We start from the raw sequence: 23,619 nt of genomic DNA, 5'->3' as shown, positions 1-23,619 counted from the left end.
CGCTTATCCTTGAATCAAATCTGTCAACTCATCCACATAATTTTGCATAGGTTGCGGATTTTTATCAGCACGACTTTCAATATTTAAGCGTAGTAATGGTTCTGTATTCGATGCGCGGACATTCAAGCGCCATGCACCAAAATCAAGGCTAACACCATCGGTACGGTCTACTAATGGATTTTGGTCTGCATAATGATCAAAAATCTTTTGAACGGTTGCTTGTGTGTCTGCTACTTTAAAATTGATTTCGCCGCTACAAGGGAATTTGGCAATCATATTTTCAACGAGTGTCGAGAGTGATTGTTCTGTTTCTGAGAGTAGGGCAATCGTGAGTAACCAAGGAATCATGCCACTATCACAATAAGCAAAATCGCGGAAATAATGATGTGCACTCATTTCCCCACCGTAAACAGCATTGTGTTCACGCATCACATCTTTAATAAAAGCATGTCCAGATTTTGATTGAACTGCGATACCTTGGTATTGCTCTACGATATCAAAGGTATTCCAAACTAGGCGTGGATCATGCACAACTTTTTCGCCAGATTGTTTGATTAAGAATGCTTGTGCCAATAAGCCAACAATGTAGTAGCCTTCGATGAATTGACCTTTCTCATCGAATAGGAAGCAACGGTCAAAGTCACCATCCCATGCAATGCCCATATCTGCATTGTGCGCAAGCACAGCATCACGGGTACTGTCTCGGTTTTCAATTAAGATCGGATTCGGAATACCATTAGGGAAGGTTCCATCGGCTTCATGATGAATTTTGATAAATTCAACAGGAATATTGAGCTGTTGGAACTTTTGTTCAATCGCATCGATGACATGACCTGCGGCACCATTACCCGCATTCACCACAAGCTTGAGTGGTTTAATTTTCTGAGGATCGATGTAGGTTAATAAGTGATCGACAAACTCTGGCAAAATATTATAGTTTTCAGTTGTACCTTTTTGCTCAACTTCTGTAAAAGTACCTGATTCAGCGAGTGCTTGGATGTCTTTTAAACCCGTATCAGCACTTATTGGACGTGCATTTTCACGTACCAATTTCATGCCATTGTAGTCCATCGGGTTGTGGCTGGCAGTTACTTCAATACCACCTTGGACATCAAGATGAAAAGCGCCGAAATAGACTTCTTCAGTGCCCGTCATGCCTAAATCTAGAACATTGACACCCGCATCATTGAGACCTCGAATGGTTGCTTGTTTTAAACCTTCGCTAGTCAAACGGATATCACAACCAATCACCACTTTTTTAGGTTGATAGATTTGTCCGTATGCACGACCAATTTTATAGGCGATTTCTTCGTTCAGTTCGGTGCCTAATTTTCCGCGAATATCATACGCTTTGAAGCAAGTCAGTTGAGTCATTTTAAAAGAGCTGTTTGTTGTTTATTCATGTGTTGCAGTATACAAAGACTGAGCTAGATTGAACATTGAATGATACAGATTTAATCATTAAATCATTTTTCTTTGCCTAAGCTTGATGATCAATCTTAAATATATGAGTAGCAAATAAAAAAGGTTGTTTCACGTGAGACAACCTTTTTTGATCCATAAAGTCTCCCTTTTAAAAGGGAGATGAGGAGCGATTATAGCTCCGCAAGGGGATTTTAAGCTGATTTTGCTAGAACTTCAGCCATTGCTTTTGCAACTTTATAAATATTATTCATATTTAAACCTGCAACGCAGATACGACCACTGCGAACAAGATAAATTGCATATTCTTCACGTAAGGTGTCGACTTGCTCGCCTGTCAAACCTGTGTAGCTGAACATACCTTTTTGGTTTACAAGGTAGCTAAAGTCACGGTCAGGAAGTGCTTTAGTCAACTCATCTTTTAAGATGCTACGCATTTTGATAATACGTTCGCGCATCTCTTTCACTTCATTTTGCCATTGTTGATTGAGATCAGCGTCATTTAATACTTGATCAACCAACCATGCACCAGTTGTTGGTGGGCTAGAGTAGATACGACGTACAGTTGCTTTTAACTGACCGAATGTGCATTTTGCTGCTTCAGCATCGTCACATACGAAAGTTAAACCACCAACACGCTCACCATAAAGTGAGAAGATTTTAGAGAACGAGTTGCTTACGATGAAGTTCAAACCAGCTTGGTCTAAAGCACGAATCGCATAGGCATCTTGTTCCATGCTATCGCCAAAGCCTTGATAAGCGATGTCGAGGAATGGAATCAAGTTACGCTCTTTTAATACCGCAATCACTTGATCCCACTGTGCTGGATTTAGATCCGCACCTGTCGGGTTGTGACAGCAAGGGTGTAACAACACGATGCTTTGCTCTGGCAAAGTTTTTAATGTCGACAACATGCCATCAAAATCAACGCCACGTGTTTCAGCATTGAAATATGGATAGTAGTTGCTCTTGATACCAGCACCGTTGAAAATCGCAACATGGTTATCCCACGTTGGTTGGCTCACCCACACTTCTGAATTTGGGAAATAAGTTTTTAAGAAATCTGCACCAACTTTTAATGCACCTGAACCACCAAGCGTTTGGATGGTAGCAACACGACCTTGTTGAATTGCAGGGCTATTTGCACCAAACAATAACGCTTGAATCGCATCACGGTAAGGTTTAAAACCTTCCATTGGTAGATAAAGTTTGGTTTGAGTATTTTTAGGTGCAATACGTTTTTGAGCTTCGATAATAGTTTCGAGCTGTGGAACGATACTGTCTTCGTTGTAGTACAAACCAATACTTAAATTAACCTTTTCAGCGCGTGGATCAGCGTTGAACTGTTCCATTAAAGAGAGAATTGGGTCGCCTGCATAAGGTGGGATATGTTGAAACATTAACAATGTCCTTTTATTCAACAAGGTGCATGGATGTGTCTTGTGGAGCGCTGCTCCAGATGCCCAATAATGTACCAATAAAGCGATGATGAAGCACGCTGTTATTTACATTTATGGTGCAGTATTTACTTAAAAAAATTTGTAGCAAAGCACTCGATTATAAAGATTGTCTACAATCAAGCTGTCATACCATAGTCGTAGCATAAGCAATATTAATGAGTCCAAAGATATACAAAATTGAGCGTAGATCAATTGCAATAAAATCATAAATATTTGTTTTATTTATAATTATTGTGATTTTTATGACGGTTTTGAATGATTCTAATCAGAATGGATAGAATGTCTGACTGACTGCACAGGTCTATTTTATTGTCGACAATCCTATTGCATTATTTCTATTATCCCGTTATAAAATCATCAAAACTGTAGAGATTGTCGACAATATGCAAGATACTCTTGTTCCTCAAGCCATCAGCACGAGTCAGAGTATTACTCTGACGGAACACGTATTTAAGCAAATTCAATCGGCAATCGTGTTAGGACAAATTCCTGCGGGCAGTAAGATTTCTGAGCCTGAGTTGGCACGCATCTATGGCATTAGTCGTGGGCCTTTGCGTGAAGCGATTCATCGTCTAGAAGGCCAGCGATTGGTTGAGCGTACGGCACATGTCGGTGCACGCGTGGTGTCACTGTCACTACAACAGTTTCAAGAACTCTATCAGATTCGCGCTTCGCTTGAGGGTTTAGCCTGCAAACTAGCAGCTCAGCATATTGATAAAAAACAAATTTTAGCATTGCGTGATGTGTTACGAATGCATGCTGAAGATGAAAATTTTAAAGCAGGTAAGGGTTATTACCTACAAGAAGGTCAAGACGATTTCCATTACTGCATTATCAAAAGCAGTGGCAATAAAACCTTAGAAAAAATGTTATGTGATGAGCTGTATCACCTCATCCGTATGTACCGAATTCAGTTTTCAAATACCCCAAATCGACCGAGCAAAGCTTGGGACGAACATATCCGCATTTTAGATGCGATTGCAGAAGGTGATGGTGAACTTGCTGAAATGCTAATGCACCGTCACATCAATGCATCCTACAAAATTGTTGAGCAAACATTGCTGCAAACCCAAGGAGAACATCAAAATGGCTAAATCTGCTGGTCAGCTATTCCGCGACGCGGTCGCAAATGAAAAACCATTACAAGTGGTCGGTGCGATTAACGCCAATCATGCATTGTTAGCAAAACGTGCAGGCTATAAAGCAATTTATTTGTCAGGTGGTGGTGTTGCCGCAGGTTCGCTAGGTTTACCTGATTTAGGGATTAGTAACCTTGATGATGTATTGACGGATGTACGCCGTATTACCGATGTCTGTGATTTACCATTATTGGTTGATGTGGATACGGGCTTTGGTGCTTCAGCTTTCAATATTGCACGTACCACTAAATCAATGATTAAGTTCGGTGCAGCAGCAATGCACATCGAAGACCAAGTGGGCGCAAAGCGTTGTGGCCACCGTCCAAACAAAGCGATCGTGACCCAACAAGAAATGGTTGATCGTATTAAAGCTGCTGTTGATGCTCGTACCGATGAAAGTTTTGTGATTATGGCGCGTACTGATGCACTTGCAGTTGAAGGCTTACAAGCAGCAATTGATCGTGCAGGTGCGTATATTGAAGCTGGTGCGGATATGTTGTTCCCTGAAGCAATCACTGAATTGGCAATGTATAAGCAATTTGCTGACCTGACTAAAGTTCCAGTATTAGCAAACATTACTGAATTTGGTTCTACACCATTATTCACGACTGAAGAGTTGGCTTCTGCGGATGTAAGCATTGCGTTGTATCCACTTTCAGCATTCCGTGCGATGAATAAAGCGGCAGAAAATGTGTATGTGACTTTGCGTCAAGAAGGCACACAGAAGAACGTTGTTGACACCATGCAAACCCGTCAAGAATTGTATGAACGCATTAACTACCATGCGTTTGAACAGTATCTTGATGCGTCATTTGAAAAAGCAAAATAAGGAATCCCCCTAAATCTCCCTTTGGAAAGGGAGGTGAGGAGCGGTTGTAGCTCCGCAAGTGGGATTTTAGAACTCATAATTCACATAGAAAGAACAGAAAAGGACAATCTTATGAGCAGTAATGAAACTCCAACAGGCTTCAAGCCAAAAAAATCAGTTGCGTTAAGTGGTCAAGTTGCAGGTAACACAGCACTTTGTACCGTAGGTCGTAGTGGTAATGACTTGCACTATCGTGGTTATGACATTCTTGACCTTGCAGTGGGTAGCGAATTTGAAGAAGTTGCGCACTTGCTTGTACATGGCAAACTGCCCAACAAAGCTGAGCTGAAAGCCTATAAAGCAAAACTGAAAGCACTTCGTGGCTTACCAGCAGCATTGAAAACTGCACTTGAGCAGTTACCGCCATCTGCACACCCAATGGATGTGATGCGTACAGGTGTATCAGTTTTAGGTTGTTTAACGCCTGAACATGAAGACCACAATGAAGCAGGTGCAAAAGACATCGCTGACAAATTGATGGCAAGCTTGGGTTCAATGTTGTTGTATTGGTACCACTTCAGCAACAACGGTCGTCGTATCGAAGTTGAAACGAATGATGACTCAATCGCTGCGCATTTCCTCCATTTACTTCATGGTGAAGCGCCATCTGAAGAATGGATTCAAGCCATGCATACCTCTTTGATTTTGTATGCTGAGCATGAATTCAACGCTTCTACATTTACGTCACGTGTTGTTGCAGGTACAGGTTCAGACATGTACTCAGCAATCACGGGTGGTATTGGTGCGCTACGTGGTCCAAAACATGGTGGTGCCAACGAAGTTGCATTCGTGATTCAACAACGTTATGACAACGCTGACGAAGCCGAAGCAGATATCCGTAGCCGTGTAGAGAAGAAAGAAGTGATCATCGGCTTTGGTCATCCTGTTTATACCATCTCTGATCCACGTAACGAAGTGATCAAGAAAGTGGCGCATGATCTTGCAGAAGCGCAAGAGAACACCAAAATGTACCTCATCGCTGAGCGTTTAGAGTCAGTGATGAAAGAAGTGAAGAACATGTTCCCGAATCTCGACTGGTTCAGCGCGGTGAGCTATCACTTGATGGGTGTTCCAACAGCAATGTTCACTCCATTATTCGTGATTGCACGTACAGCAGGTTGGTCAGCACATGTGATTGAACAACGTCAAGACGGCAAGATCATTCGTCCAAGCGCGAACTACACTGGCCCTGAAAACTTAGAATTCAAACCATTGGCGGAGCGTGGTTAATGTCAAATCAATACCGTAAACCGCTGGCCGGTACCCAACTCGAATATTATGACGTGCGTCAAGCCGTTGAAGATATTCAGCCAGGCGCATATGAAACTTTGCCATACACATCTAAAGTGTTGGCAGAGCAGCTTGTACGTAAAGCTGATGCAGAAAACTTAACTGATTATTTAAAGCAATTGATTGAACGCCGTCAGGACATGGATTTTCCTTGGTATCCTGCACGTGTGGTATGTCATGACATCTTAGGTCAAACAGCACTCGTCGACCTTGCTGGTTTACGTGATGCGATTGCTGACAAAGGTGGCGATCCTTCTAAAGTGAACCCAGTAGTTCCAACGCAGTTGATCGTGGATCACTCTTTGGCAGTTGAATATGGTGGCTTTGATCCTGACGCGTTTGAGAAAAACCGCGCAGTAGAAGATCGTCGTAACGAAGATCGTTTCCACTTTATCGAGTGGACGAAAACCGCATTTAAAAATGTCGACGTAATCCCTGCGGGTAACGGTATCATGCACCAGATCAACTTGGAGAAAATGTCTCCAGTGATCCAAAATCGTGATGGCTTAGCGTTCCCAGACACATGTGTAGGTACAGACTCACATACACCACATACGGATGCACTTGGTGTGATCTCTGTGGGTGTAGGTGGTTTAGAAGCTGAAAATGTGATGTTGGGTCGTGCATCTTGGATGCGTCTTCCAGACATTATTGGTGTTGAGCTAGTCGGTCAGCGTCAAGCAGGCATCACGGCTACGGATATCGTATTGGCACTCACTGAATTCTTACGTAAAGAACGTGTCGTTGGTGCATATCTTGAGTTCTTCGGTGAAGGCGCAGACACCATGTCGATTGGTGATCGTGCAACCATCTCGAACATGACACCTGAATACGGTGCAACTGCTGCGATGTTCTACATCGACCAAAACACGATTGATTATTTACGCCTGACAGGTCGTGAAGATGCACAAGTGGCATTGGTTGAGCAATACGCAAAAGAAATCGGTCTTTGGGCATCGGATATGACCAAAGCGCAGTACCCACGTGTACTCCGTTTCGATCTTTCAACAGTGACTCGTAACATTGCAGGTCCATCTAACCCACATGCACGTGTATCTACTGCTGACTTGAAAGAAAAAGGTATTGCAGGTGTTGTTGAAAACCGTACTGATGGTTTAATGCCTGATGGCGCGATCATCATTGCTGCGATCACGTCTTGTACCAATACATCAAACCCACGTAACACCGTGGCAGCAGGTTTATTGGCACGTAAAGCCAATGAACTTGGTTTAGTGCGTAAACCTTGGGTGAAATCTTCATTTGCACCAGGTTCTAAAGCGGCTGCACTTTATCTTGAAGAAGCTGGCGTACTCAAAGACCTAGAGAAACTTGGTTTTGGTATCGTGGCGTATGCATGTACTACGTGTAATGGTATGTCAGGTGCGCTTGATCCAGTGATTCAACAAGAAATCATTGACCGTGATTTATATGCGACAGCGGTACTTTCGGGTAACCGTAACTTCGATGGTCGTATCCATCCATATGCAAAACAAGCGTTCTTGGCATCGCCTCCACTTGTTGTCGCGTATGCGATTGCAGGGACAATTCGTTTTGACATCGAAACCGATGCGCTCGGAAATGACAAAGACGGTAATCCAATTTACCTCAAAGATATCTGGCCATCTGATGCTGAAATCGATGCACTGGTAAAAGAAGCTGTGAAGCCTGAACAATTCCGCAAAGTCTACATTCCTATGTTTGACCTCGGTGAAGTTGAGCAAGCGGAAAGCCCACTTTACGACTGGCGTCCTATGAGTACTTACATCCGTCGTCCGCCGTATTGGGAAGGGGCGTTGGCTGCACCACGTACTTTGACCAACATGCGTCCGCTTGCAATTTTGGGTGATAACATCACGACTGACCATTTATCGCCTTCAAATGCGATCATGATGGATTCGGCTGCGGGTGAATACCTACACAAAATGGGCGTACCTGAAGAAGACTTCAACTCATACGCGACACATCGTGGTGACCATTTGACCGCACAACGTGCAACATTTGCCAACCCGAAATTGTTTAATGAAATGGTGGTTCGTTCAGACGGCACGATTAAACAAGGTTCAAAAGCGCGTGTAGAGCCTGAAGGCGAAGTGATGCGTATGTGGGAAGCGATTGAAACTTACATGAACCGTAAGCAACCGTTGATCATTGTTGCAGGTGCGGATTATGGTCAAGGTTCAAGCCGTGACTGGGCAGCGAAAGGTGTTCGTCTTGCAGGTGTTGAAGCGATTGTAGCTGAAGGCTTTGAGCGTATTCACCGTACTAACTTAGTGGGTATGGGCGTGTTACCGCTTGAGTTTAAACCAGGTGTGAACCGTAAGACGTTGACGTTAGATGGTACTGAGCTTTATAGCGTGATTGGTAATATCTCACCGCGTTCGACTTTAACATTGGTCATTGAGCGTGCTACAGCGGATGGTAAAGAAGAGATTGTTGAAGTGCCTGTCACTTGCCGTTTAGATACAGAAGAAGAAGTTTCTGTATATGAAGCGGGCGGTGTATTACAGCGTTTTGCGCAAGACTTTTTAGAAGGTCAAGTAGCTTAATACTTTAGCTAAAAATAATTGATATTGTTTAAAAAAAGCCCTACTTTAGAGTGGGGTTTTTCATGGTTAATTAATGTTATGGCTAGTATAAAAATTAAGGATTTTTTTAATGGGCGGTTTTTCGAAATACCGAAGTATCAAAGAGGATATGCTTGGGAAGTGAGCAATATTCGTGATTTATTTGATGATATCAAAGAATCTATAGAATCAAGCTCAAATCATTATATTGGAACCATTGTTTTATCAAAGGCTGAGGATGATGAGGAAAAATTTTATATTGTAGATGGTCAACAAAGGATGACCACGATAAGTCTAATTATAAATTCATTAATAAGTAAGTTATCTGAAAAAGATAGATTCTTTTATGAAAGATTTTATCTAAAAGAGGATGACAGATATAGAATGTTACCACTCAATCGAGACCAAGGCTTTTTTAAACAAATTCTTGAGGACATTTTGATAGAACCTCAGAATAAGAGTCAACGATTATTACGAGATGCTGTTGAGGAAATCAATTTCAAAGTCGATGAAATTGAAGATAAATTAAAATTTCTTAAATCTGTTGAAAAATTAGAGATTATGGAGTTCGTAGAGAATTCAGAAGGTGATGCAATTCGAATTTTTCAGACAGTTAATGATCGGGGTAAGCCATTATCTAATATGGAAAAGGCTAAGAGCTTATTAATTTATTTTTCAAATCGTTATTTAGATAAAAAGTTAGATAACACTGTTAATGATTATTTTAGTGATATATTTGAAATATATGATGATATCAAGCATTTAGGGGATACATTAGGGGTCAATTTAATTAGAAATAAAGAGTTTAATGAAGATAATCTTATGAGGTATCATTTTGTTACTTACAGTAATGAAAGTTATGACCCTACAGCTAACTATGTTTTAAATTTTTTGAAAAAAAAGTTGATAGAGCTTAGGAATAATAGTTCTGATTGTAATTATGAAGCAATACATGATTTTATATATGACTATATTTCTACCTTAAAGAATTTCTTTATTAACTGTAAAAATGTTTTGGAAAGAGCGCTAAAAGAAGAAAAGTTCTATAAAATATTCGTTATATTAAACCTTTCTGCAACACTTTATCCTTTAATAATAAGGTTGCAATCTTTAAATTTATTAGACCAATCTCTAGAAGGTGTGGGTAGAACACAGTTCAATTTTCTAGATCTAGTGGAATTAATAGAGGTAAGAGTTTATAAAACTAGGGCAACAGATCCAAAAGCTGATATTGCAAGACTAGTTTATAAAATTGGTAAGATTTCTGCTAGCGAAATAGAAGAAAGCTTGATTTGGTTTAATAATAGATGGATGTCAACGGAAGAATTTCAAGCTAATTTATCACAAGCAATTTATGGCAATAGAGCGTTAAATTATATTTTTATTACATACTGTGAAGAAGTAAAAGGTATTCAATATAGCTTAGAGGAACTTAAAAAGTTAGTCGTATCTAGCCCAAATATTGAACATATTTTATCTCAAACTCCTAATTTTGATCCTTTAACTTTAGGATTCCAAAGTAAAGAAGATTTTATTGATTTTGAACATCATCTAGGAAATTTAACGATCCTAGAAAAAGGATTGAATTCTAGTGTTTCGAATAAAAATCCTATTGATAAAATAGATGGTTATGGGCGGAGTGCATTTATTATGACAAAGAAATTAGGCTCTAGTATCGACAGTGATCAGGAATTTAATAAGTCTACAATACAGGTTAGAACTAAAGAATTATCACAATTCTGTTTAAAACGCTGGTGGAGTGAAAAGTCGATTGATACAAAAGTTGTTCTAGCTGATGAGTATGATTACCAAGAGGTTTCTTGAATATCTGTATTTAAAAATAGAGGTTTTATTCCTTTTTCAGTAGTTTAGATTCTTGAATAACAGTTATTTCACCTTTCCGCCATCACCATTTGTCAGAAAGGTCAATAAATAATCAAAACTATCACGCTATAGTATATGAACCATTTCTAAAATCTATGGAGAACAAAGATGGTTACTGCTGGCGAAAGACCTGGAACTGGCTTCTATTTTTGTGTCCAATGCGGACATCGCACCTATTTAGAAATTGGTACTGATCGTTTACCTCCGTGTACCAAATGCCTTGGCAATCAATTCAACAGTAAGAATGCCTAAGCCGCAAACACCAAACAGTTACCCACTGTTTTGATGAAAGCCCTGTCACTCGATAGGGCTTTTTTGTTACTGTAAAATATGAAATAACAAGATAGTGATACCTGACAAAAAAAAGGAAAACCCAGATGGAAACAATTCTAGGACTTTGTATCGGCGTAGGATTAAGCGCAGCCTGTGGTTTTCGTGTCTTTGTTCCTTTATTGGTGATGAGCATTGCAACCCTGATGGGCTGGTATGAACCTGCAAAAGGCTTTGAATGGTTAGCGATCCCTGCCGTATGCGCGGCACTTGGATTTGCAACCATCTGTGAAATCGCAGCTTACTATGTGCCGTGGGTCGATAATCTCTTGGATACCATTGCCACACCTGCTGCTGTAGTGGCAGGTACACTCAGTACGATGGCGGTCAGTAGTGGAGAAATGTCACAGTTTGCGACGTGGGCAGCCGCATTGATCGTGGGGGGTGGAACAGCAGGTATGGTGCAAATGAGTACGGTAGCTGCACGTGGCGTTTCAACAGCAACCACTGGTGGACTGGGTAATTTCGTGGTGGCAACAGGTGAGTTGATTGGCTCAATTGTCTTGTCGATCTTGGCATTTGTGATGCCTGTTGTGATTACGGTATTTGTGATTATTCTCGTGATTGTGGTCGCACGTTGGATACATAAAAAGAGAAAAAATCAGATCAATCCGTCAGCGTGTTAATAACACTCGAAAAATCATAAGGAAGCGAGTAAATTACACACACATTTTGATGGTGCGTTGGCGTTTATGGCATTTACTTGGATTCTATTCACGATCATGGCTGCGTTTATACAGGCGTGGCGCAACGCATTTCAAAAACAGCTCAGTACCACAGTCGATGCTTATGGTACGACATTGGCCCGATTTATTTTTTCTCCGATTTTTGCGTTTAGTTATTTAGCATTCCTTTATCTGCATCAACCTGTCACTGTTCAAGTCCATTTTTCCAATACATTTTGGCTTTATGTAGTGATTGCAGGAATCAGCCAAATTTTTGCGACAGCGTTGATGGTGAAACTATTTCAACAAAAGAACTATGCGATTGGTATCGGGTTGGCTAAAAGCGAAGCGATTTTGGCAGCCTTGATTGCAGTGGTTTTTCTACAGGAGCGGTTGACCACTTTGGGCTGGGTTGGTGTATTGATTGGGGCAATCGCAGTTTTTTTATTGAGTAAAGGTCGACATAGTACGCAACTTTCCTTCAATACTTTAATCATTGGTTTAGGCAGTGGTTTATGTTTTGCCATTACTTCACTTCTGGTACGTGAAGCCAGTTTAGAGCTGAGCATGTTGCCATATTTGCATCGTGCAGGATGGGTGTTATGCAGTTTGATTAGTTTTCAGTGCATTGCATTATTGCTGTATTTGGGAATCTTTAGTCGCAGTACGTTGTATAACATGTGGCAACGTCTTGGCCTAACCCTGCGCGTGAGCATCTGTAGTTTTCTCGCCTCAGTTGGTTGGTTTAGTGCCATGAGTATGCAAACTGTGGCAATTGTCAAAACCTTGGGACAGGTCGAGATATTATTTAGCTTACTGATCTCAGCATTTTTCTTTAAAGAAAAATTGGCAAAGACGGATCATTTAGGTTTATGGCTGGTAATTGTGGCAGCCATTATGGTGATCTGGGCATAAATTTAGGTTTTAAATGAAAAAATACACATCTAAATTGGAATATATTGAAATTTAAATCAGCTATTTTTTATTGAAATGGAAAATAATTCTTATTGTTGGATGGGATATGCAAAATTATTTCATTAGTGGCGAAAAATACCAGTTTTTAGGAAAACAATCCCGTACTGATCTGCCTAAACTATGTCTCAAGGGTTGAGGAACGATTAAAGTTCCGTAAGGGGATCGAAAAGAGTAGCATGCACCGATGCTTATAAAGCAAGTGTGTACGAACCCAAAAGGTCTCGATTCGGCTTAGGACGCTATAGATCAAAAGTCTATAGGCAAAGGTTATGGCTTACAAAGTCATAGGTGTTGAAGTAAACAACATGTTTTCCCTTGATACCCTAAAAATTTAATATAAACAGAATATGACCAATCAGATATAAATAATAAAAACCCGATCAATGAATTTAAATATAAGTGTGAAATAGGTCTTATAATATTTATTTTTTGAATATAAACTCCAATTTTTATAATAAAAAACAAAATGATATAATTGAAACTAGAAAATTGATCATATTGGAAGAGGTCATAAAAATAATGAAAGAATTCGATCTTAAAATACGTTATCCGCATCAAACTAATCGAAATGAAGCTGATCATTTGGGTGCTTTTGATTTAGAAACGATCGTTACTCGTTTCGATGAGATGGGATGGCGTCAGCAATTGGTTCGTCAGTTACAGCTAGATGGTGTAAGTACCAGCTTTATTGTACGAGATGATTACACTGAACAAACCTTACGCATCACAATAGATGCCTTTTCACAAACACAGCAGCTTGAATTTAAATTAGAAAGCGATATTCCTGTGTTTATTCCTAAAAAAGATTTATTCGGATTGGTGACACGTAAGAGCAAAGACACGATTTCTTTTAAGTACTTAACGTTGAGTCGTGCCAAAGAATATTTGATTACTTTTTTAAATCGAGACATTGCAACTTTAGAGCAGCTTTATAAAGACAGTTTAAATAAAGCGATAAAAACAGCATCATAAAAATATAGGAGTTAATGTCGTAACAATAATCAAAACAGGCAACGGCATTAACTCTAGACATCTTCAATACCATTTCAATAAAACGAGTTTTCTGTTCAAGATTTCATCTCAAAATTCGTTTTTGGCTGAGAACTCGCTATAATTGCCCCGCTTTATTTAGAACCTTTACTGCTCATGCCCCTAAATGACAACTTTATTTATCTACCGCCGCAAGATCCACTTGAGATGATCTATGAGGATGAAGATTTAGTGGTGATTAATAAGCCAGCAGGGCTATTGTCGGTCATGGGGCGTTTGCCTGAGCATCAAGATAGTGCGTATTTGCGCGTTTTAGCACAATATCCTTCTGCTAAAGTGACACATCGTTTAGATATGGCAACATCAGGATTGTTGATGTTCGCGAAGCATAGAGATGCTGAAGTTGCGATTAGCAAAATGTTCCAAGCACGAACGGTTAAAAAATATTATGTGGCACTTGTGCAAGGACAGATTCAGCAAGACGGCAGTGTGGAAGTGCCCTTGATTACCGATTGGGAAAATCGTCCTCGTCAGATGGTGCATTTTGAATTGGGAAAGCCTGCCAAAACGTTATTCCAATCGATTGCGTATGACGTGACAACGGATCAAAGTAGAGTGCGTTTAGAACCAGTGACAGGACGCTCACATCAGCTTCGTGTACATATGATGCATATTGGGCATCCCATTATGGGCGATAAACTTTATCATCCTGAACCTGCCAAATTCCATTTTAAACGTATGGCATTGCATGCTGCATTCTTGTCTTTTCAGCATCCTTTACAACAACATCTCGTTGAAATTAAATCGGTGATTCCATTTTAAAATGTAAGCTAAGGTGAAATAAGTGTAGCTAAGCTAGGCATGTGGATGGATTTATAATAGATTATAAAAACATATAATGTTTTGTGAGATGCCCGATGAGTCAACCATTAACCCAGCATTGGCAAACCATCTATTCCACCAAAGATCCTAAAGAAGTCAGTTGGTTCCAAGCTCAGGCTTCGACCTCCTTGCGATTGATCCAAAAAGCGCAACTCAACCCTGAGGCAGAAATCATAGACGTTGGGGGTGGCGCCTCAGTTTTAGTTGATTAGCTTTTAGAACAAGGCTTTAAACACATCACAGTTTTAGATTTGGCAGAGGCTGCGTTACAAAAAAGTCAGGTACGCTTGGGAGAACTTGCCAACAAAGTGACATGGCTTATTGCGAATATAGTCGAGGTTGAGTTTGCAGATCACCAATTTGATCTTTGGCATGATCGGGCAGTTTTTCATTTTTTGACAGAGCACAACGATCAGCAGCGTTATTTGCAAAAAGTAACTGCTGCGCTGAAATCAGGTGGTTATCTAGTGATCTCAACCTTTGCAGAAGATGGAGCATTGAAGTGTAGTGGTTTGCCTGTGCAACGCTACAGCACACAAGAGCTGATACATTTCTTTGGACAATCTGCATTTGATGTGGTGGAAGAGGGGAAAGAAGTTCATATCACCCCAGCGGGAAATGAACAGAAGTTTAGTTATCTACTCTTGCGAAAAAAATAAAACAAGGAATAATGTTCTTAACTATGTATTCGTGTATCAACGAGTTAAAGTGGGCTGGTTTGCCAACTTTGACTCAAGCGCAATTAAAAAAATTACTACTTGAAGCCGATCCAGATTGGCAGCATGTTTTAACTTATCTATCAGAAGTAAAAATCTTTGTGATTTCCAATGATCGTCGGGATGTAATTGCAGAATTATGTTTATTACAACGCGGGGATGAAGCGGAGATTATCAATTTAGCCGTCACCAAAGAGCATCGAGGTTTTGGTCTAGCCAAATCATTGATTAAACATGCGATAGAAAATGCATAGCAATCTTCGGTCAGCACTGTTTTGATTAAAACAGGCAACTCAAGTTTTGATCAGTTGGCTCTATATCAGAAGTGTGGTTTTCGTATGTCATACATTGAGCGAGATGTGTTTAAACACTATCCTGAGCCGATTTATGAAAATGGAATCCGTTGTATCGATCAAGTTGTTCTATCCATCGAGTTGACCGTATAGCTATCGAAGATCGACATGAAGATCATTTATGCTTTCACTACAATAATGATCTTCATGCGTCTAAAAACTGACATAAAAATAGGTTAATCTATAGCCAAATAATTAAACTGAAACGACAACAAAGGATATTCAAATGACACGTGATTACGAGCAATTTCCTGATAATGACAATGGTAATGTGCTTTGGCAAATGGTTGAAGATGGCAATGACCTAAGTGAACCGCATGAAGTCGAATTTTCAATTGTATTTGAAAAGCAAGAACAAGCAGAAAAGTGTGCATTGCATCTGTTGCATCAAGAGCAAAAAATTTCACTGTATCAAGAAGAATTGCATTCAGATGGATCGGATTTGTGGGTGTTAAATATTCACGTCAATATGATGTTGGAATATGAAGATATTGCTGATTTAGAAGAGTGGATGACGCGGATTGCGCAAGAGTTTGATGGTGAATACGACGGATGGGGTTGTATGAGCTATATCTATGATGATGAAGACGAATAATGATTCATATTCAGCCTGCATTTGCAGGCTGAAATATTTTTAATGGTGCATCCTACGACATCTAATTTTATTTACTCACATCTAAGTAAAGACTTTCTTTGACTTCTTCCATCACCACATAACTATGGGATGATGCCGAAGCAGGCAGTTTTTTCAGTAAATCACCCAATAAACGTCGATAAGCACTCATTTCTTTGAGTCGAGCTTTGACTAAATAATCAAACTCACCTGATATTAGATGACATTCCAAGACCTCAGGAATATCGACTAAATCTCGAGCCACTTGATCAAAGACATTACCTGATTTTGCTGACAGTTTGATTTCCAAAAACACCAACAGGCTGCGATCAACATGCGCAGGATTAAGTCGAGCGTAGTAGCCCATAATAATACCTTCACGTTCCAATCGTTTGACACGTTCTGAGCAAGGCGTGGTAGATAAGTTCACACGTGAAGCCAACTCACTAATTGCGATACGCCCTTCACGTTGCAGAATGTCTAAAATCAGACGATCAATACGGTCTAATTTACGCATAGATTATTCTCTTTTATTTTAATTTTTCCGCGATAAAAACATTAAATTACCTAGATTATAGCCATAAAAACAGTCAAAAAAACTATTGAAGCAAAAATATACTAGTTAAATAAACTAGTGGGCGAGAGGGACCTATTATGCGCGTCATCGTTTTAGGAAGTGGTGTTATTGGTGTAGCAAGTGCTTACTATCTTGCGCAACAAGGTGCCCAAGTGACTGTACTTGATCGTCAGTCTGGTCCAGCAAAAGAAACCAGTTTTGGTAATGCTGGGCAAATCTCGCCAGGATATTCAACACCTTGGGCTGCACCAGGGATTCCATTCAAAGCAGTAAAATGGATGTTCCAGCATCATGCACCACTTGCCATTAATATAGATGGCAGCATGTGGCAGCTTCAGTGGATGGCACAGATGCTGAAAAACTGTAATCCTCAAAGTTATGCGGTCAACAAAGAACGTATGATGCGTGTGGCGGAATACAGTCGTGATTGTTTGCGTCAACTCAGAAGTGAAACAGGTATTCATTACGAAAATCGTTCCAAAGGTACCTTACAGGTATTTCGTAATGAAGCGCAGCTTGAAGCAGTGCAACGAGACATCCAAGTACTGAAAGAATGTGGTGTTGATTTTAATTTACTCAATGCTCAAGAACTGGGCAGCGTAGAACCAGCATTGGCACACACAGATAAATTAGTCGGTGGTTTACATTTGCCGAATGATGAAACGGGTGATTGTTATTTATTCACCAATGCCTTGGCAAAACTGGCACAAGATTTGGGTGTGGAGTTTAAGTTTGATCAGAATGTTGAAAACTTAATTGTTGAAGGTGATGAAATCAAAGGCGTCATGGTCAATGGAGCAGTTTTAACAGCCGACCGTTTTGTTTTAGCTTTTGGTAGTTATTCTCGTGACTTCCTCAAACCATTGGCGCTCAATTTGCCTGTATATCCAGTGAAGGGCTATTCATTAACAATTCCAATTGTTGATCCTGCACTTGCACCACAATCCACCGTTTTAGATGAAACTTACAAAGTTGCGATTACACGTTTTGATCAACGTATTCGTGTGGGTGGTATGGCGGAATTAAGTGGCTTTAACTTGGGCTTGAATGAAGACCGCCGTGCAACTTTGGAAATGGTTACCCAAGACTTATTCCCAGGTGGTGACTTACAACAAGCATCATTCTGGACAGGTCTACGTCCAATGACACCAGACAGCACACCGATTATTGGTGCAACCAAATATAAGAACCTATTCTTAAATACTGGTCATGGCACTTTAGGTTGGACCATGGCATGTGGTTCAGGCAAATTGATTAGTGATTTGGTGATGAATCATCGTACCGAGATTAGTACAGATGGCTTATCGATCCAGCGTTATTCACACGCGGCATAATTTGATTATACAAGGAAGTTCATTATGCCTCGCCCAATTACTGCGGTCATCCATACTCAAGCTTTGCGCCAAAATCTTGAAGTCGTGAGAACTTCTGCTCCAGACAGCAAGGTGTTTGCAGTGGTCAAAGCCAATGCCTATGGACATGGAATCGAACGAGTTTACGATGCTTTAAAAACTGCGGACGGCTTCGCATTGCTTGATATAGATGAAGCGAAACGTTTGCGTGCATTAGGTTGGACTGGTCCAATTCTATTGCTGGAAGGAATTTTTTCGCCACAGGATTTATTTGACTGCGCTGAATATCAGTTGAGTTTCACGGTACATAGCGAGCATCAAGTCGAATGGATACAGCAGCATATCTATCCAGCCCAGTTTGATATTTTCTTAAAAATGAACAGTGGCATGAACCGTCTAGGTTTCAAGCCTCAACAATACCGAAAAATCTGGCAGCATCTGCAACGCCTCAATAATGTTTCCAACATCACTCATATGACGCATTTCTCTGATGCTGATGGTGAACGTTTTGGTCAAGCTGGGGTTGAATATCAACTCGCAGAATTTGAAAGCACCATTCAAGATTTACCTGGGGAAAGATCGGTGAGCAATAGTGCTGCCATCCTCAGATACTCATTTCAACTACACTCCGATTATGTCCGTGGTGGCATCATGCTGTATGGAAGCTCTCCCGATTATCCTCAGCATAGTATTCAAGATTGGGGGCTTGCGCCGACCATGAGTTTGCGTAGTGAATTGATTGCAATCCAACAGTTAAATGCCAATGAAAGTGTGGGCTATGGCTCGAATTTTGTCGCTGCGCATGCGATGACCATTGGTATTGTGGCATGTGGTTATGCAGATGGTTATCAGCGTATTTCTCCTACAGGCACCCCTGTTTTAGTCAATGGAATTCGTACTCGAACTATTGGACGAGTCAGCATGGATATGTTGGCAGTTTATTTAACGCCAGTACCGAATGCTGAGATTGGCAGTGAAGTTGTACTTTGGGGAACCTCCAAAACAGGACAAATTCTATCCATTGATGATGTTGCAGCAGCCTCAGGCACAGTTGGCTATGAACTTATGTGTGGCGTAACTGCACGCGTTCCATTTATCACTCAAGACTAAGGAAGTCATCATGTCACATTCAGATATCCAGAAAATCAATAGCACCGAAGTGATGAGTGCTGTCACCGTCTTTAATCAAGTGGTGTATTTATCAGGACAAGTCCCTAAAAACCCCGATTTAGATATTGAGGGGCAAACGAGAGATATTCTTGCAACGATTGAACAGTTACTTGCTTTAGCAAATAGTGATAAATCACGTTTACTTTCGGTACAGCTTTTTCTGAAAGACCTAGCGGATTTTCCTAAGGTCAATGCGATTTATGTCGATTGGTTAAAAGACTGTGTGGCGCCATCACGCGCTACCATTCAAGCTGATTTGGTCAATCCAAATTGGTTAATTGAAATTGCAGTGATTGCAGCACAAAAATAAAGTGAATCGTTTTATTTTTGTTTAAATGAGATTAAAAAAGAAGAAAAGTAACGTATTTGTCATAGATAAAAGTAAGGCAAATATGTATTTTCTTGCAGTCAAAATGAATGGGTCATTTATAAAGGACAGCTGGTTAAGCTCATAAATTAGCGACCGATTCATTTTAGGAAGTAGTAAAAAGGAACTTTTTTATGACGGTGATACATAATCAGTCTTCAGGTGATGATGCACCTCAAGACTTACAACGAAAACTTTCCAATCGCCATTTGCAATTGATTGCGATCGGTGGTGCGATTGGTACAGGACTCTTTATGGGTTCAGGTAAAACGATCTCCCTTGCAGGCCCATCTATTCTGTTCATTTATATGATTATTGGTGGGATGTTCTTTTTCCTGATGCGTGCATTAGGAGAGTTATTACTTGCAAACTTACAGTACAAATCTTTTGTAGATATGGCACATGATCTGATTGGTCCATGGGCTGGTTATTATTTGGGTTGGACGTATTGGCTAGGTTGGGTTTTGGTCGGTATCGCTGACTTAGCGGCTGTGATTAATTATCTTGGCTTTTGGTTGCCTGACGGCACAACCTTTACGCCAATTGGTCAGGCGATGATTAGTGCGGGCTGTGTCTTATTTGTCTTAGCGTTGAATTTGCTTACGGTCAAATTGTTTGGTGAAGTCGAATTTTGGTTTGCTTTAATCAAAATTTTGGCAATTATGGGATTAATTGTGGTGGGTGGTTATATGATTTTCAGCCACTTTGTTGCACCACATGGTAGCGTTGCTTCATTTAGTAATATTTGGTCGCATGGTGGGATGTTCCCCAAAGGTTTAGATGGCTTCTTAGCAGGATTCCAAATCGCAGTTTTTGCGTTTGTTGGAGTGGAGTTAATCGGAACAACAGCCGCTGAAACCAAAGATCCTCACAAGAACTTACCCAAGGCGATTAATGCGATTCCGATTCGTATTATTTTGTTCTATGTCTTGGCTTTGCTCGTGGTGATGTCTGTGACACCTTGGGATCATATTCGTGCGGATAAAAGTCCTTTTGTTGAATTATTCTTAAATGCAGGGATTGTGACTTCTGCGATTATCATGAATCTTGTGGTGTTATCTTCGGTGATGTCATCCATGAATAGTGGTGTTTTCTCAACGAGTCGGATGTTATTTGGTTTATCGAAAGATGGTCAGGCGCCTAATGCTTTTGGTCGCTTATCAAAGAGCGCTGTTCCAGCCAATGGTTTAATCTTCTCTTGCGTATTCATCATGGGAGGCGCGGTACTACAATACTTCGTGCCAAACACGATTGAAGCATTTACCTTAGCAAGCTCTTTATGCGTGATTCTATTTATCAGCGTCTGGAGTCTGATTATGGTGTGTTATATCCGCTACCGTAAGTTACGTCCTGAATTACATGCCCAATCAACATTCAAAATGCCGGGTGGGGTGTTCATGTCTTATGTCGTGATCGCGTTCTTGATGTTTACTTTAGTGATTTTGGCGCTTGAACCCGATACCTTGAAAGCCTTATACATTAGTCCGTTATGGATTTTAATTTTAAGCGTGACCTATCGTGTGCTGTATAAACCGAGAATGCGCCGATTAGATGAAAAGTCAGTCGCTTAGTCAGATAGGTTGACCGAACTAAAACACGGGTGTCTCTATTTCAATGAGGCACCTTTTTTATTGACGAGAGATGATGTATTAAAGAAATCTAAGCAAGAAAAAAGCCCTAATCTTTCGACTAGGGCTTTTTAAATTTGGAGCGGGAAACGAGACTCGAACTCGCAATGACCCCAACCTTGGCAAGGTCACCGAGATTTATTCCATTAAATGACGCTAATTATAAGTATATGATTTAATTAATAGTATATGTTTTTTGGTGGAGTAAAATTTTTAGTAATTTAGATCATTTAAGGGTATTTTGGTCACTTTATTTTAGACATTTTAGTTTGTAAAAGTCACCTATTTTTTGATACTGATTTTCATGAGAAATAACAATATTATATGATTTAATATAATGATTCTTAATCCTCATGAAAATGTTTTATATTCAATTCAATAAATGAATATTATGCTCAATCCTATTTTGGATCATTTGGAGAGTCTCTGCTTGAATTTGTCCAGGTAATAGATCATGAGCGATATTGCTGAATCGGATTGCAACCTTACAAATCGAACTAATAATTTCATCGACTTCTTGGGCAGAAAGTTCCGCTTCCTGAGTACCAAGTTTTACAAGAGCTTGTCGAGGAATATCCAGTGCCTCACCCATGATATCCATTTGATGATATCCACCTGGCCCTTCACAGAAAGTAACATCATAGGCAGGGGAGAGTTTCCATTGCCCATTTTGGGACATCAGAAATGAAAAGTTTTTACAATGATCATCTCGATTATTGAAGACTACATTGAAAACAGCTCGCTTGAATGCAATTGCTTTTTCGCGAACATCATTGGTGCAAAAGTGTGCAGCGCGAAGAAAGTTACTGTAGTCTAAACTCCCTGGTGATTTAAAATCAGCTCCGGTGAAGGCCGCTAAACTTTGCATAGGGATACGCATGCCATCGTGGCGGTCAAATCTCTTCGATGCAAATGCGGTTAATCCATTCGGAAGAGTAAAATATTGAGTGTCAGGTGTATCAATATGACAATGACGCAAGCATTCTGCATAAACAGCTTCAATTGCACAAACTTCAGGATGCTCTTGCTGAGCGGGAAATTTGATCAGCCAAGCTTCATGTTGATATGAGCTAACTGTTGAGAATTCGTTGGTGACAGGATCACGATAGACGAGTGCTTTTGGCCTTGCACCTTGTGGAGATCCACCCATAATTAATAAATGCTGTAAAAATTCTGCACCTTCTCCTTTGAGAACTTCCTGAACTTCTTGAGCGAGTTTAATCAGTGGAATATTTTCAGTTAATGTTAACTCAGGTGCTGAAGGTTCAAAGGATAACGCCCCCATCGCATGTGTACTGATATACGTGAGTCGTTCTAATGGCCCAATCCGTGCTGGATTGAGTCCATTTTTTTTAAATAAGCGATCCATAAGAAGCATGCCCCAACCATCGGGCAAGGCATCATATATAGGACCTGGCAATCCCATTTGATGTGTAGGAAAGTTCGTTCTTAATGAGTCACCTTTTAATGGAAGTAGGTAAGAGGAAAGTTCTAAACCTTTACTGATCGCTTCTGCACTGTATTCAAAGGCGATTAATGGCCGACCTGTGATTGCGGTTGAGGAGACCAGTGTACCCCAAAGCCAATATTCACCCCATCCATTGTAGTAAACATTAAGTTTTTTGAGCATGCACTTATTTCCTTTTGATACGTTGGCGAGCCGTATTGCTCTCATAGCGGAGAATGTCATTTACACTGTTTAAATGAGGTTTGAAGAGTTCCTCTAATTCTTTTAATCGGCCCAATACCATGGCAACGCGTACTAAATTTTCAAATGAAACATTTCGACCAGCTTCCAGATTAGATACTGTATTCACACTAATACCAGCACGTGTAGCGACGTCTGCCTGAGTCATTTCTAGATAAAGTCGTTCTTTGCGAAGCCTTTCACATAATAAAGTAACAACCTCTTCAGGTTTTTTGAATTTTAAATCCATAATATTGGGTCTTATATCTATATATATCTATTAAAACACAAAATAATGGATTTATAAAATAAGCCATTTGATCGGTAAGGATGGTGCTTAATTGGCCTGATTAGATCTTATTAGATTAAAGAAGTCTAATTAGACATTTACAATCTAATAGAGCCTAACAACCTGCTTTAAGCTCAATCAGTTTCGCCTGTTGTCGCGAAGAACCGGTATGTGCTATCAGGTTAATCTGGAATATCTGGCACAAGTGGTTTGGAGAAACGAGGTTATGGGCAGGGTTTTGTCTTTTCTGATACATTGTTGGGTACCGATTCACAATTTATTCATCATATTCTGAAAATATTTCTTCAATTTCATTGTGCTGCGGCAATTTATGCTTTTTTATTCACTTCGAATTGTAAACCAATACTGCAAATTCTTGTTTAAATGATCATTAAATT

At 40.1% G+C, this 23,619-nt stretch carries 21 protein-coding genes and 3 pseudogenes; 19 read left to right on the top strand and 5 right to left on the bottom strand.

Annotated features, from left to right (window positions below):
* Positions 1–3: 3 nt before the first annotated feature.
* Both F908_RS14270 and F908_RS14265 read right to left on the bottom strand, forming a co-directional pair.
* The gene (locus F908_RS14270; RefSeq protein ID WP_005163513.1) at positions 4–1,374 is read right to left on the bottom strand and encodes a phosphohexomutase domain-containing protein; all 1,371 of its coding nucleotides are present in this window, start codon (positions 1,372–1,374) and stop codon (positions 4–6) included.
* Between the two features lie 242 nt (positions 1,375–1,616).
* Positions 1,617–2,822, bottom strand: coding sequence for an amino acid aminotransferase (locus F908_RS14265; protein WP_005163510.1), 1,206 nt, complete (start codon positions 2,820–2,822; stop codon positions 1,617–1,619).
* Positions 2,823–3,265: 443 nt separating this feature from the next.
* On the opposite strand from F908_RS14265, the gene F908_RS14260 reads away from it, so the two are divergent.
* The 14 genes and pseudogenes from F908_RS14260 to F908_RS14205 all read left to right on the top strand — a co-directional run bounded on the left by F908_RS14260 (position 3,266) and on the right by F908_RS14205 (position 16,133).
* Positions 3,266–3,976, top strand: a complete 711-nt coding sequence (locus F908_RS14260) for a GntR family transcriptional regulator (RefSeq protein ID WP_005163504.1) — start codon at positions 3,266–3,268, stop codon at positions 3,974–3,976.
* The gene (gene prpB / locus F908_RS14255) at positions 3,969–4,850 is read left to right on the top strand and encodes a methylisocitrate lyase (protein ID WP_005163496.1); all 882 of its coding nucleotides are present in this window, start codon (positions 3,969–3,971) and stop codon (positions 4,848–4,850) included. The genes F908_RS14260 and prpB overlap by 8 nt, the downstream gene beginning before the upstream one ends.
* A gap of 111 nt (positions 4,851–4,961) precedes the next feature.
* Entirely contained in the window at positions 4,962–6,119 is a 1,158-nt protein-coding gene (gene prpC, locus F908_RS14250; protein WP_005163494.1) for a bifunctional 2-methylcitrate synthase/citrate synthase, read from the top strand.
* Positions 6,119–8,725: a Fe/S-dependent 2-methylisocitrate dehydratase AcnD gene (acnD, locus tag F908_RS14245; RefSeq protein WP_005163491.1), complete on the top strand. Its 2,607-nt coding sequence runs from the start codon at positions 6,119–6,121 to the stop codon at positions 8,723–8,725. Before prpC ends, acnD begins: the two co-directional genes overlap by 1 nt.
* Before the next feature lie 78 nt (positions 8,726–8,803).
* Complete coding sequence (locus tag F908_RS14240; protein WP_034602928.1) at positions 8,804–10,567, top strand: DUF262 domain-containing protein; 1,764 nt, start codon at positions 8,804–8,806, stop codon at positions 10,565–10,567.
* A gap of 168 nt (positions 10,568–10,735) precedes the next feature.
* Positions 10,736–10,879 carry a zinc ribbon-containing protein gene (locus F908_RS15780; RefSeq protein WP_004665293.1) on the top strand — a complete coding sequence of 48 codons (144 nt, stop codon included), beginning with the start codon at positions 10,736–10,738 and terminating at the stop codon, positions 10,877–10,879.
* A 125-nt stretch (positions 10,880–11,004) separates the two neighbouring features.
* Positions 11,005–11,583, top strand: coding sequence for a DUF4126 domain-containing protein (locus F908_RS14235; RefSeq protein ID WP_005163489.1), 579 nt, complete (start codon positions 11,005–11,007; stop codon positions 11,581–11,583).
* A gap of 66 nt (positions 11,584–11,649) precedes the next feature.
* Complete coding sequence (locus F908_RS14230) at positions 11,650–12,537, top strand: DMT family transporter (RefSeq protein WP_005163488.1); 888 nt, start codon at positions 11,650–11,652, stop codon at positions 12,535–12,537.
* A 579-nt stretch (positions 12,538–13,116) separates the two neighbouring features.
* Positions 13,117–13,569 carry a hypothetical protein gene (locus F908_RS14225; RefSeq protein WP_005163487.1) on the top strand — a complete coding sequence of 151 codons (453 nt, stop codon included), beginning with the start codon at positions 13,117–13,119 and terminating at the stop codon, positions 13,567–13,569.
* 174 nt (positions 13,570–13,743) lie between these two features.
* On the top strand, positions 13,744–14,409 hold the full coding sequence (locus F908_RS14220) for an RluA family pseudouridine synthase (RefSeq protein WP_005163485.1): 666 nt from the start codon (positions 13,744–13,746) through the stop codon (positions 14,407–14,409).
* A 95-nt stretch (positions 14,410–14,504) separates the two neighbouring features.
* A complete protein-coding gene (locus F908_RS16360) occupies positions 14,505–14,681 on the top strand; it encodes a hypothetical protein (RefSeq protein ID WP_005163483.1) in 177 nt (58 codons plus the stop codon).
* Between the two features lie 18 nt (positions 14,682–14,699).
* Positions 14,700–15,128: pseudogene (locus tag F908_RS14215) on the top strand (class I SAM-dependent methyltransferase); the annotation flags it as partial.
* A gap of 23 nt (positions 15,129–15,151) precedes the next feature.
* Positions 15,152–15,631 (top strand): annotated as a pseudogene (locus tag F908_RS14210) (GNAT family N-acetyltransferase).
* Between the two features lie 133 nt (positions 15,632–15,764).
* Complete coding sequence (locus F908_RS14205; RefSeq protein ID WP_004907196.1) at positions 15,765–16,133, top strand: ribonuclease E inhibitor RraB; 369 nt, start codon at positions 15,765–15,767, stop codon at positions 16,131–16,133.
* 67 nt (positions 16,134–16,200) lie between these two features.
* Here the strand turns inward: F908_RS14205 and F908_RS14200 are convergent, their stop codons facing one another.
* Positions 16,201–16,668, bottom strand: a complete 468-nt coding sequence (locus tag F908_RS14200; protein WP_005163475.1) for an Lrp/AsnC ligand binding domain-containing protein — start codon at positions 16,666–16,668, stop codon at positions 16,201–16,203.
* A gap of 137 nt (positions 16,669–16,805) precedes the next feature.
* On the opposite strand from F908_RS14200, the gene F908_RS14195 reads away from it, so the two are divergent.
* The 4 genes from F908_RS14195 to F908_RS14180 all read left to right on the top strand — a co-directional run bounded on the left by F908_RS14195 (position 16,806) and on the right by F908_RS14180 (position 21,188).
* Positions 16,806–18,062, top strand: coding sequence for a D-amino acid dehydrogenase (locus F908_RS14195; RefSeq protein WP_005163473.1), 1,257 nt, complete (start codon positions 16,806–16,808; stop codon positions 18,060–18,062).
* A 24-nt stretch (positions 18,063–18,086) separates the two neighbouring features.
* Positions 18,087–19,190, top strand: a complete 1,104-nt coding sequence (alr, locus tag F908_RS14190) for an alanine racemase (RefSeq protein WP_005163472.1) — start codon at positions 18,087–18,089, stop codon at positions 19,188–19,190.
* Positions 19,191–19,200: 10 nt separating this feature from the next.
* Entirely contained in the window at positions 19,201–19,560 is a 360-nt protein-coding gene (locus F908_RS14185; protein WP_005163469.1) for a RidA family protein, read from the top strand.
* A 191-nt stretch (positions 19,561–19,751) separates the two neighbouring features.
* Entirely contained in the window at positions 19,752–21,188 is a 1,437-nt protein-coding gene (locus F908_RS14180) for an amino acid permease (protein ID WP_005163465.1), read from the top strand.
* Between the two features lie 427 nt (positions 21,189–21,615).
* On the opposite strand, the gene F908_RS14175 is transcribed toward F908_RS14180, so the two are convergent.
* Entirely contained in the window at positions 21,616–22,875 is a 1,260-nt protein-coding gene (locus F908_RS14175) for a type II toxin-antitoxin system HipA family toxin (RefSeq protein WP_005163462.1), read from the bottom strand.
* Between the two features lie 4 nt (positions 22,876–22,879).
* Positions 22,880–23,182: a helix-turn-helix transcriptional regulator gene (locus tag F908_RS14170; protein ID WP_000364388.1), complete on the bottom strand. Its 303-nt coding sequence runs from the start codon at positions 23,180–23,182 to the stop codon at positions 22,880–22,882.
* A gap of 202 nt (positions 23,183–23,384) precedes the next feature.
* Between F908_RS14170 and F908_RS16525 the strand changes: the two are divergent.
* A pseudogene (locus F908_RS16525) lies at positions 23,385–23,494 on the top strand (hypothetical protein); the annotation flags it as partial.
* Positions 23,495–23,619 lie beyond the last annotated feature (125 nt).

This window comes from Acinetobacter sp. NIPH 284 (assembly GCF_000369425.1).
Taxonomy (GTDB): Bacteria; Pseudomonadota; Gammaproteobacteria; order Pseudomonadales; family Moraxellaceae; genus Acinetobacter.
This window is presented reverse-complemented; position numbering and strand designations above follow the sequence as displayed.

Coding starts and splice junctions, on each gene's coding strand:
- F908_RS14270 (WP_005163513.1), bottom strand. CDS start 1,374: ATGACTCAACTGACTTGCTTCAAAGCGTATGATATTCGCGGAAAATTA.
- F908_RS14265 (WP_005163510.1), bottom strand. CDS start 2,822: ATGTTTCAACATATCCCACCTTATGCAGGCGACCCAATTCTCTCTTTA.
- F908_RS14260 (WP_005163504.1), top strand. CDS start 3,266: ATGCAAGATACTCTTGTTCCTCAAGCCATCAGCACGAGTCAGAGTATT.
- prpB (WP_005163496.1), top strand. CDS start 3,969: ATGGCTAAATCTGCTGGTCAGCTATTCCGCGACGCGGTCGCAAATGAA.
- prpC (WP_005163494.1), top strand. CDS start 4,962: ATGAGCAGTAATGAAACTCCAACAGGCTTCAAGCCAAAAAAATCAGTT.
- acnD (WP_005163491.1), top strand. CDS start 6,119: ATGTCAAATCAATACCGTAAACCGCTGGCCGGTACCCAACTCGAATAT.
- F908_RS14240 (WP_034602928.1), top strand. CDS start 8,804: ATGGCTAGTATAAAAATTAAGGATTTTTTTAATGGGCGGTTTTTCGAA.
- F908_RS15780 (WP_004665293.1), top strand. CDS start 10,736: ATGGTTACTGCTGGCGAAAGACCTGGAACTGGCTTCTATTTTTGTGTC.
- F908_RS14235 (WP_005163489.1), top strand. CDS start 11,005: ATGGAAACAATTCTAGGACTTTGTATCGGCGTAGGATTAAGCGCAGCC.
- F908_RS14230 (WP_005163488.1), top strand. CDS start 11,650: ATGGCATTTACTTGGATTCTATTCACGATCATGGCTGCGTTTATACAG.
- F908_RS14225 (WP_005163487.1), top strand. CDS start 13,117: ATGAAAGAATTCGATCTTAAAATACGTTATCCGCATCAAACTAATCGA.
- F908_RS14220 (WP_005163485.1), top strand. CDS start 13,744: ATGCCCCTAAATGACAACTTTATTTATCTACCGCCGCAAGATCCACTT.
- F908_RS16360 (WP_005163483.1), top strand. CDS start 14,505: ATGAGTCAACCATTAACCCAGCATTGGCAAACCATCTATTCCACCAAA.
- F908_RS14205 (WP_004907196.1), top strand. CDS start 15,765: ATGACACGTGATTACGAGCAATTTCCTGATAATGACAATGGTAATGTG.
- F908_RS14200 (WP_005163475.1), bottom strand. CDS start 16,668: ATGCGTAAATTAGACCGTATTGATCGTCTGATTTTAGACATTCTGCAA.
- F908_RS14195 (WP_005163473.1), top strand. CDS start 16,806: ATGCGCGTCATCGTTTTAGGAAGTGGTGTTATTGGTGTAGCAAGTGCT.
- alr (WP_005163472.1), top strand. CDS start 18,087: ATGCCTCGCCCAATTACTGCGGTCATCCATACTCAAGCTTTGCGCCAA.
- F908_RS14185 (WP_005163469.1), top strand. CDS start 19,201: ATGTCACATTCAGATATCCAGAAAATCAATAGCACCGAAGTGATGAGT.
- F908_RS14180 (WP_005163465.1), top strand. CDS start 19,752: ATGACGGTGATACATAATCAGTCTTCAGGTGATGATGCACCTCAAGAC.
- F908_RS14175 (WP_005163462.1), bottom strand. CDS start 22,875: ATGCTCAAAAAACTTAATGTTTACTACAATGGATGGGGTGAATATTGG.
- F908_RS14170 (WP_000364388.1), bottom strand. CDS start 23,182: ATGGATTTAAAATTCAAAAAACCTGAAGAGGTTGTTACTTTATTATGT.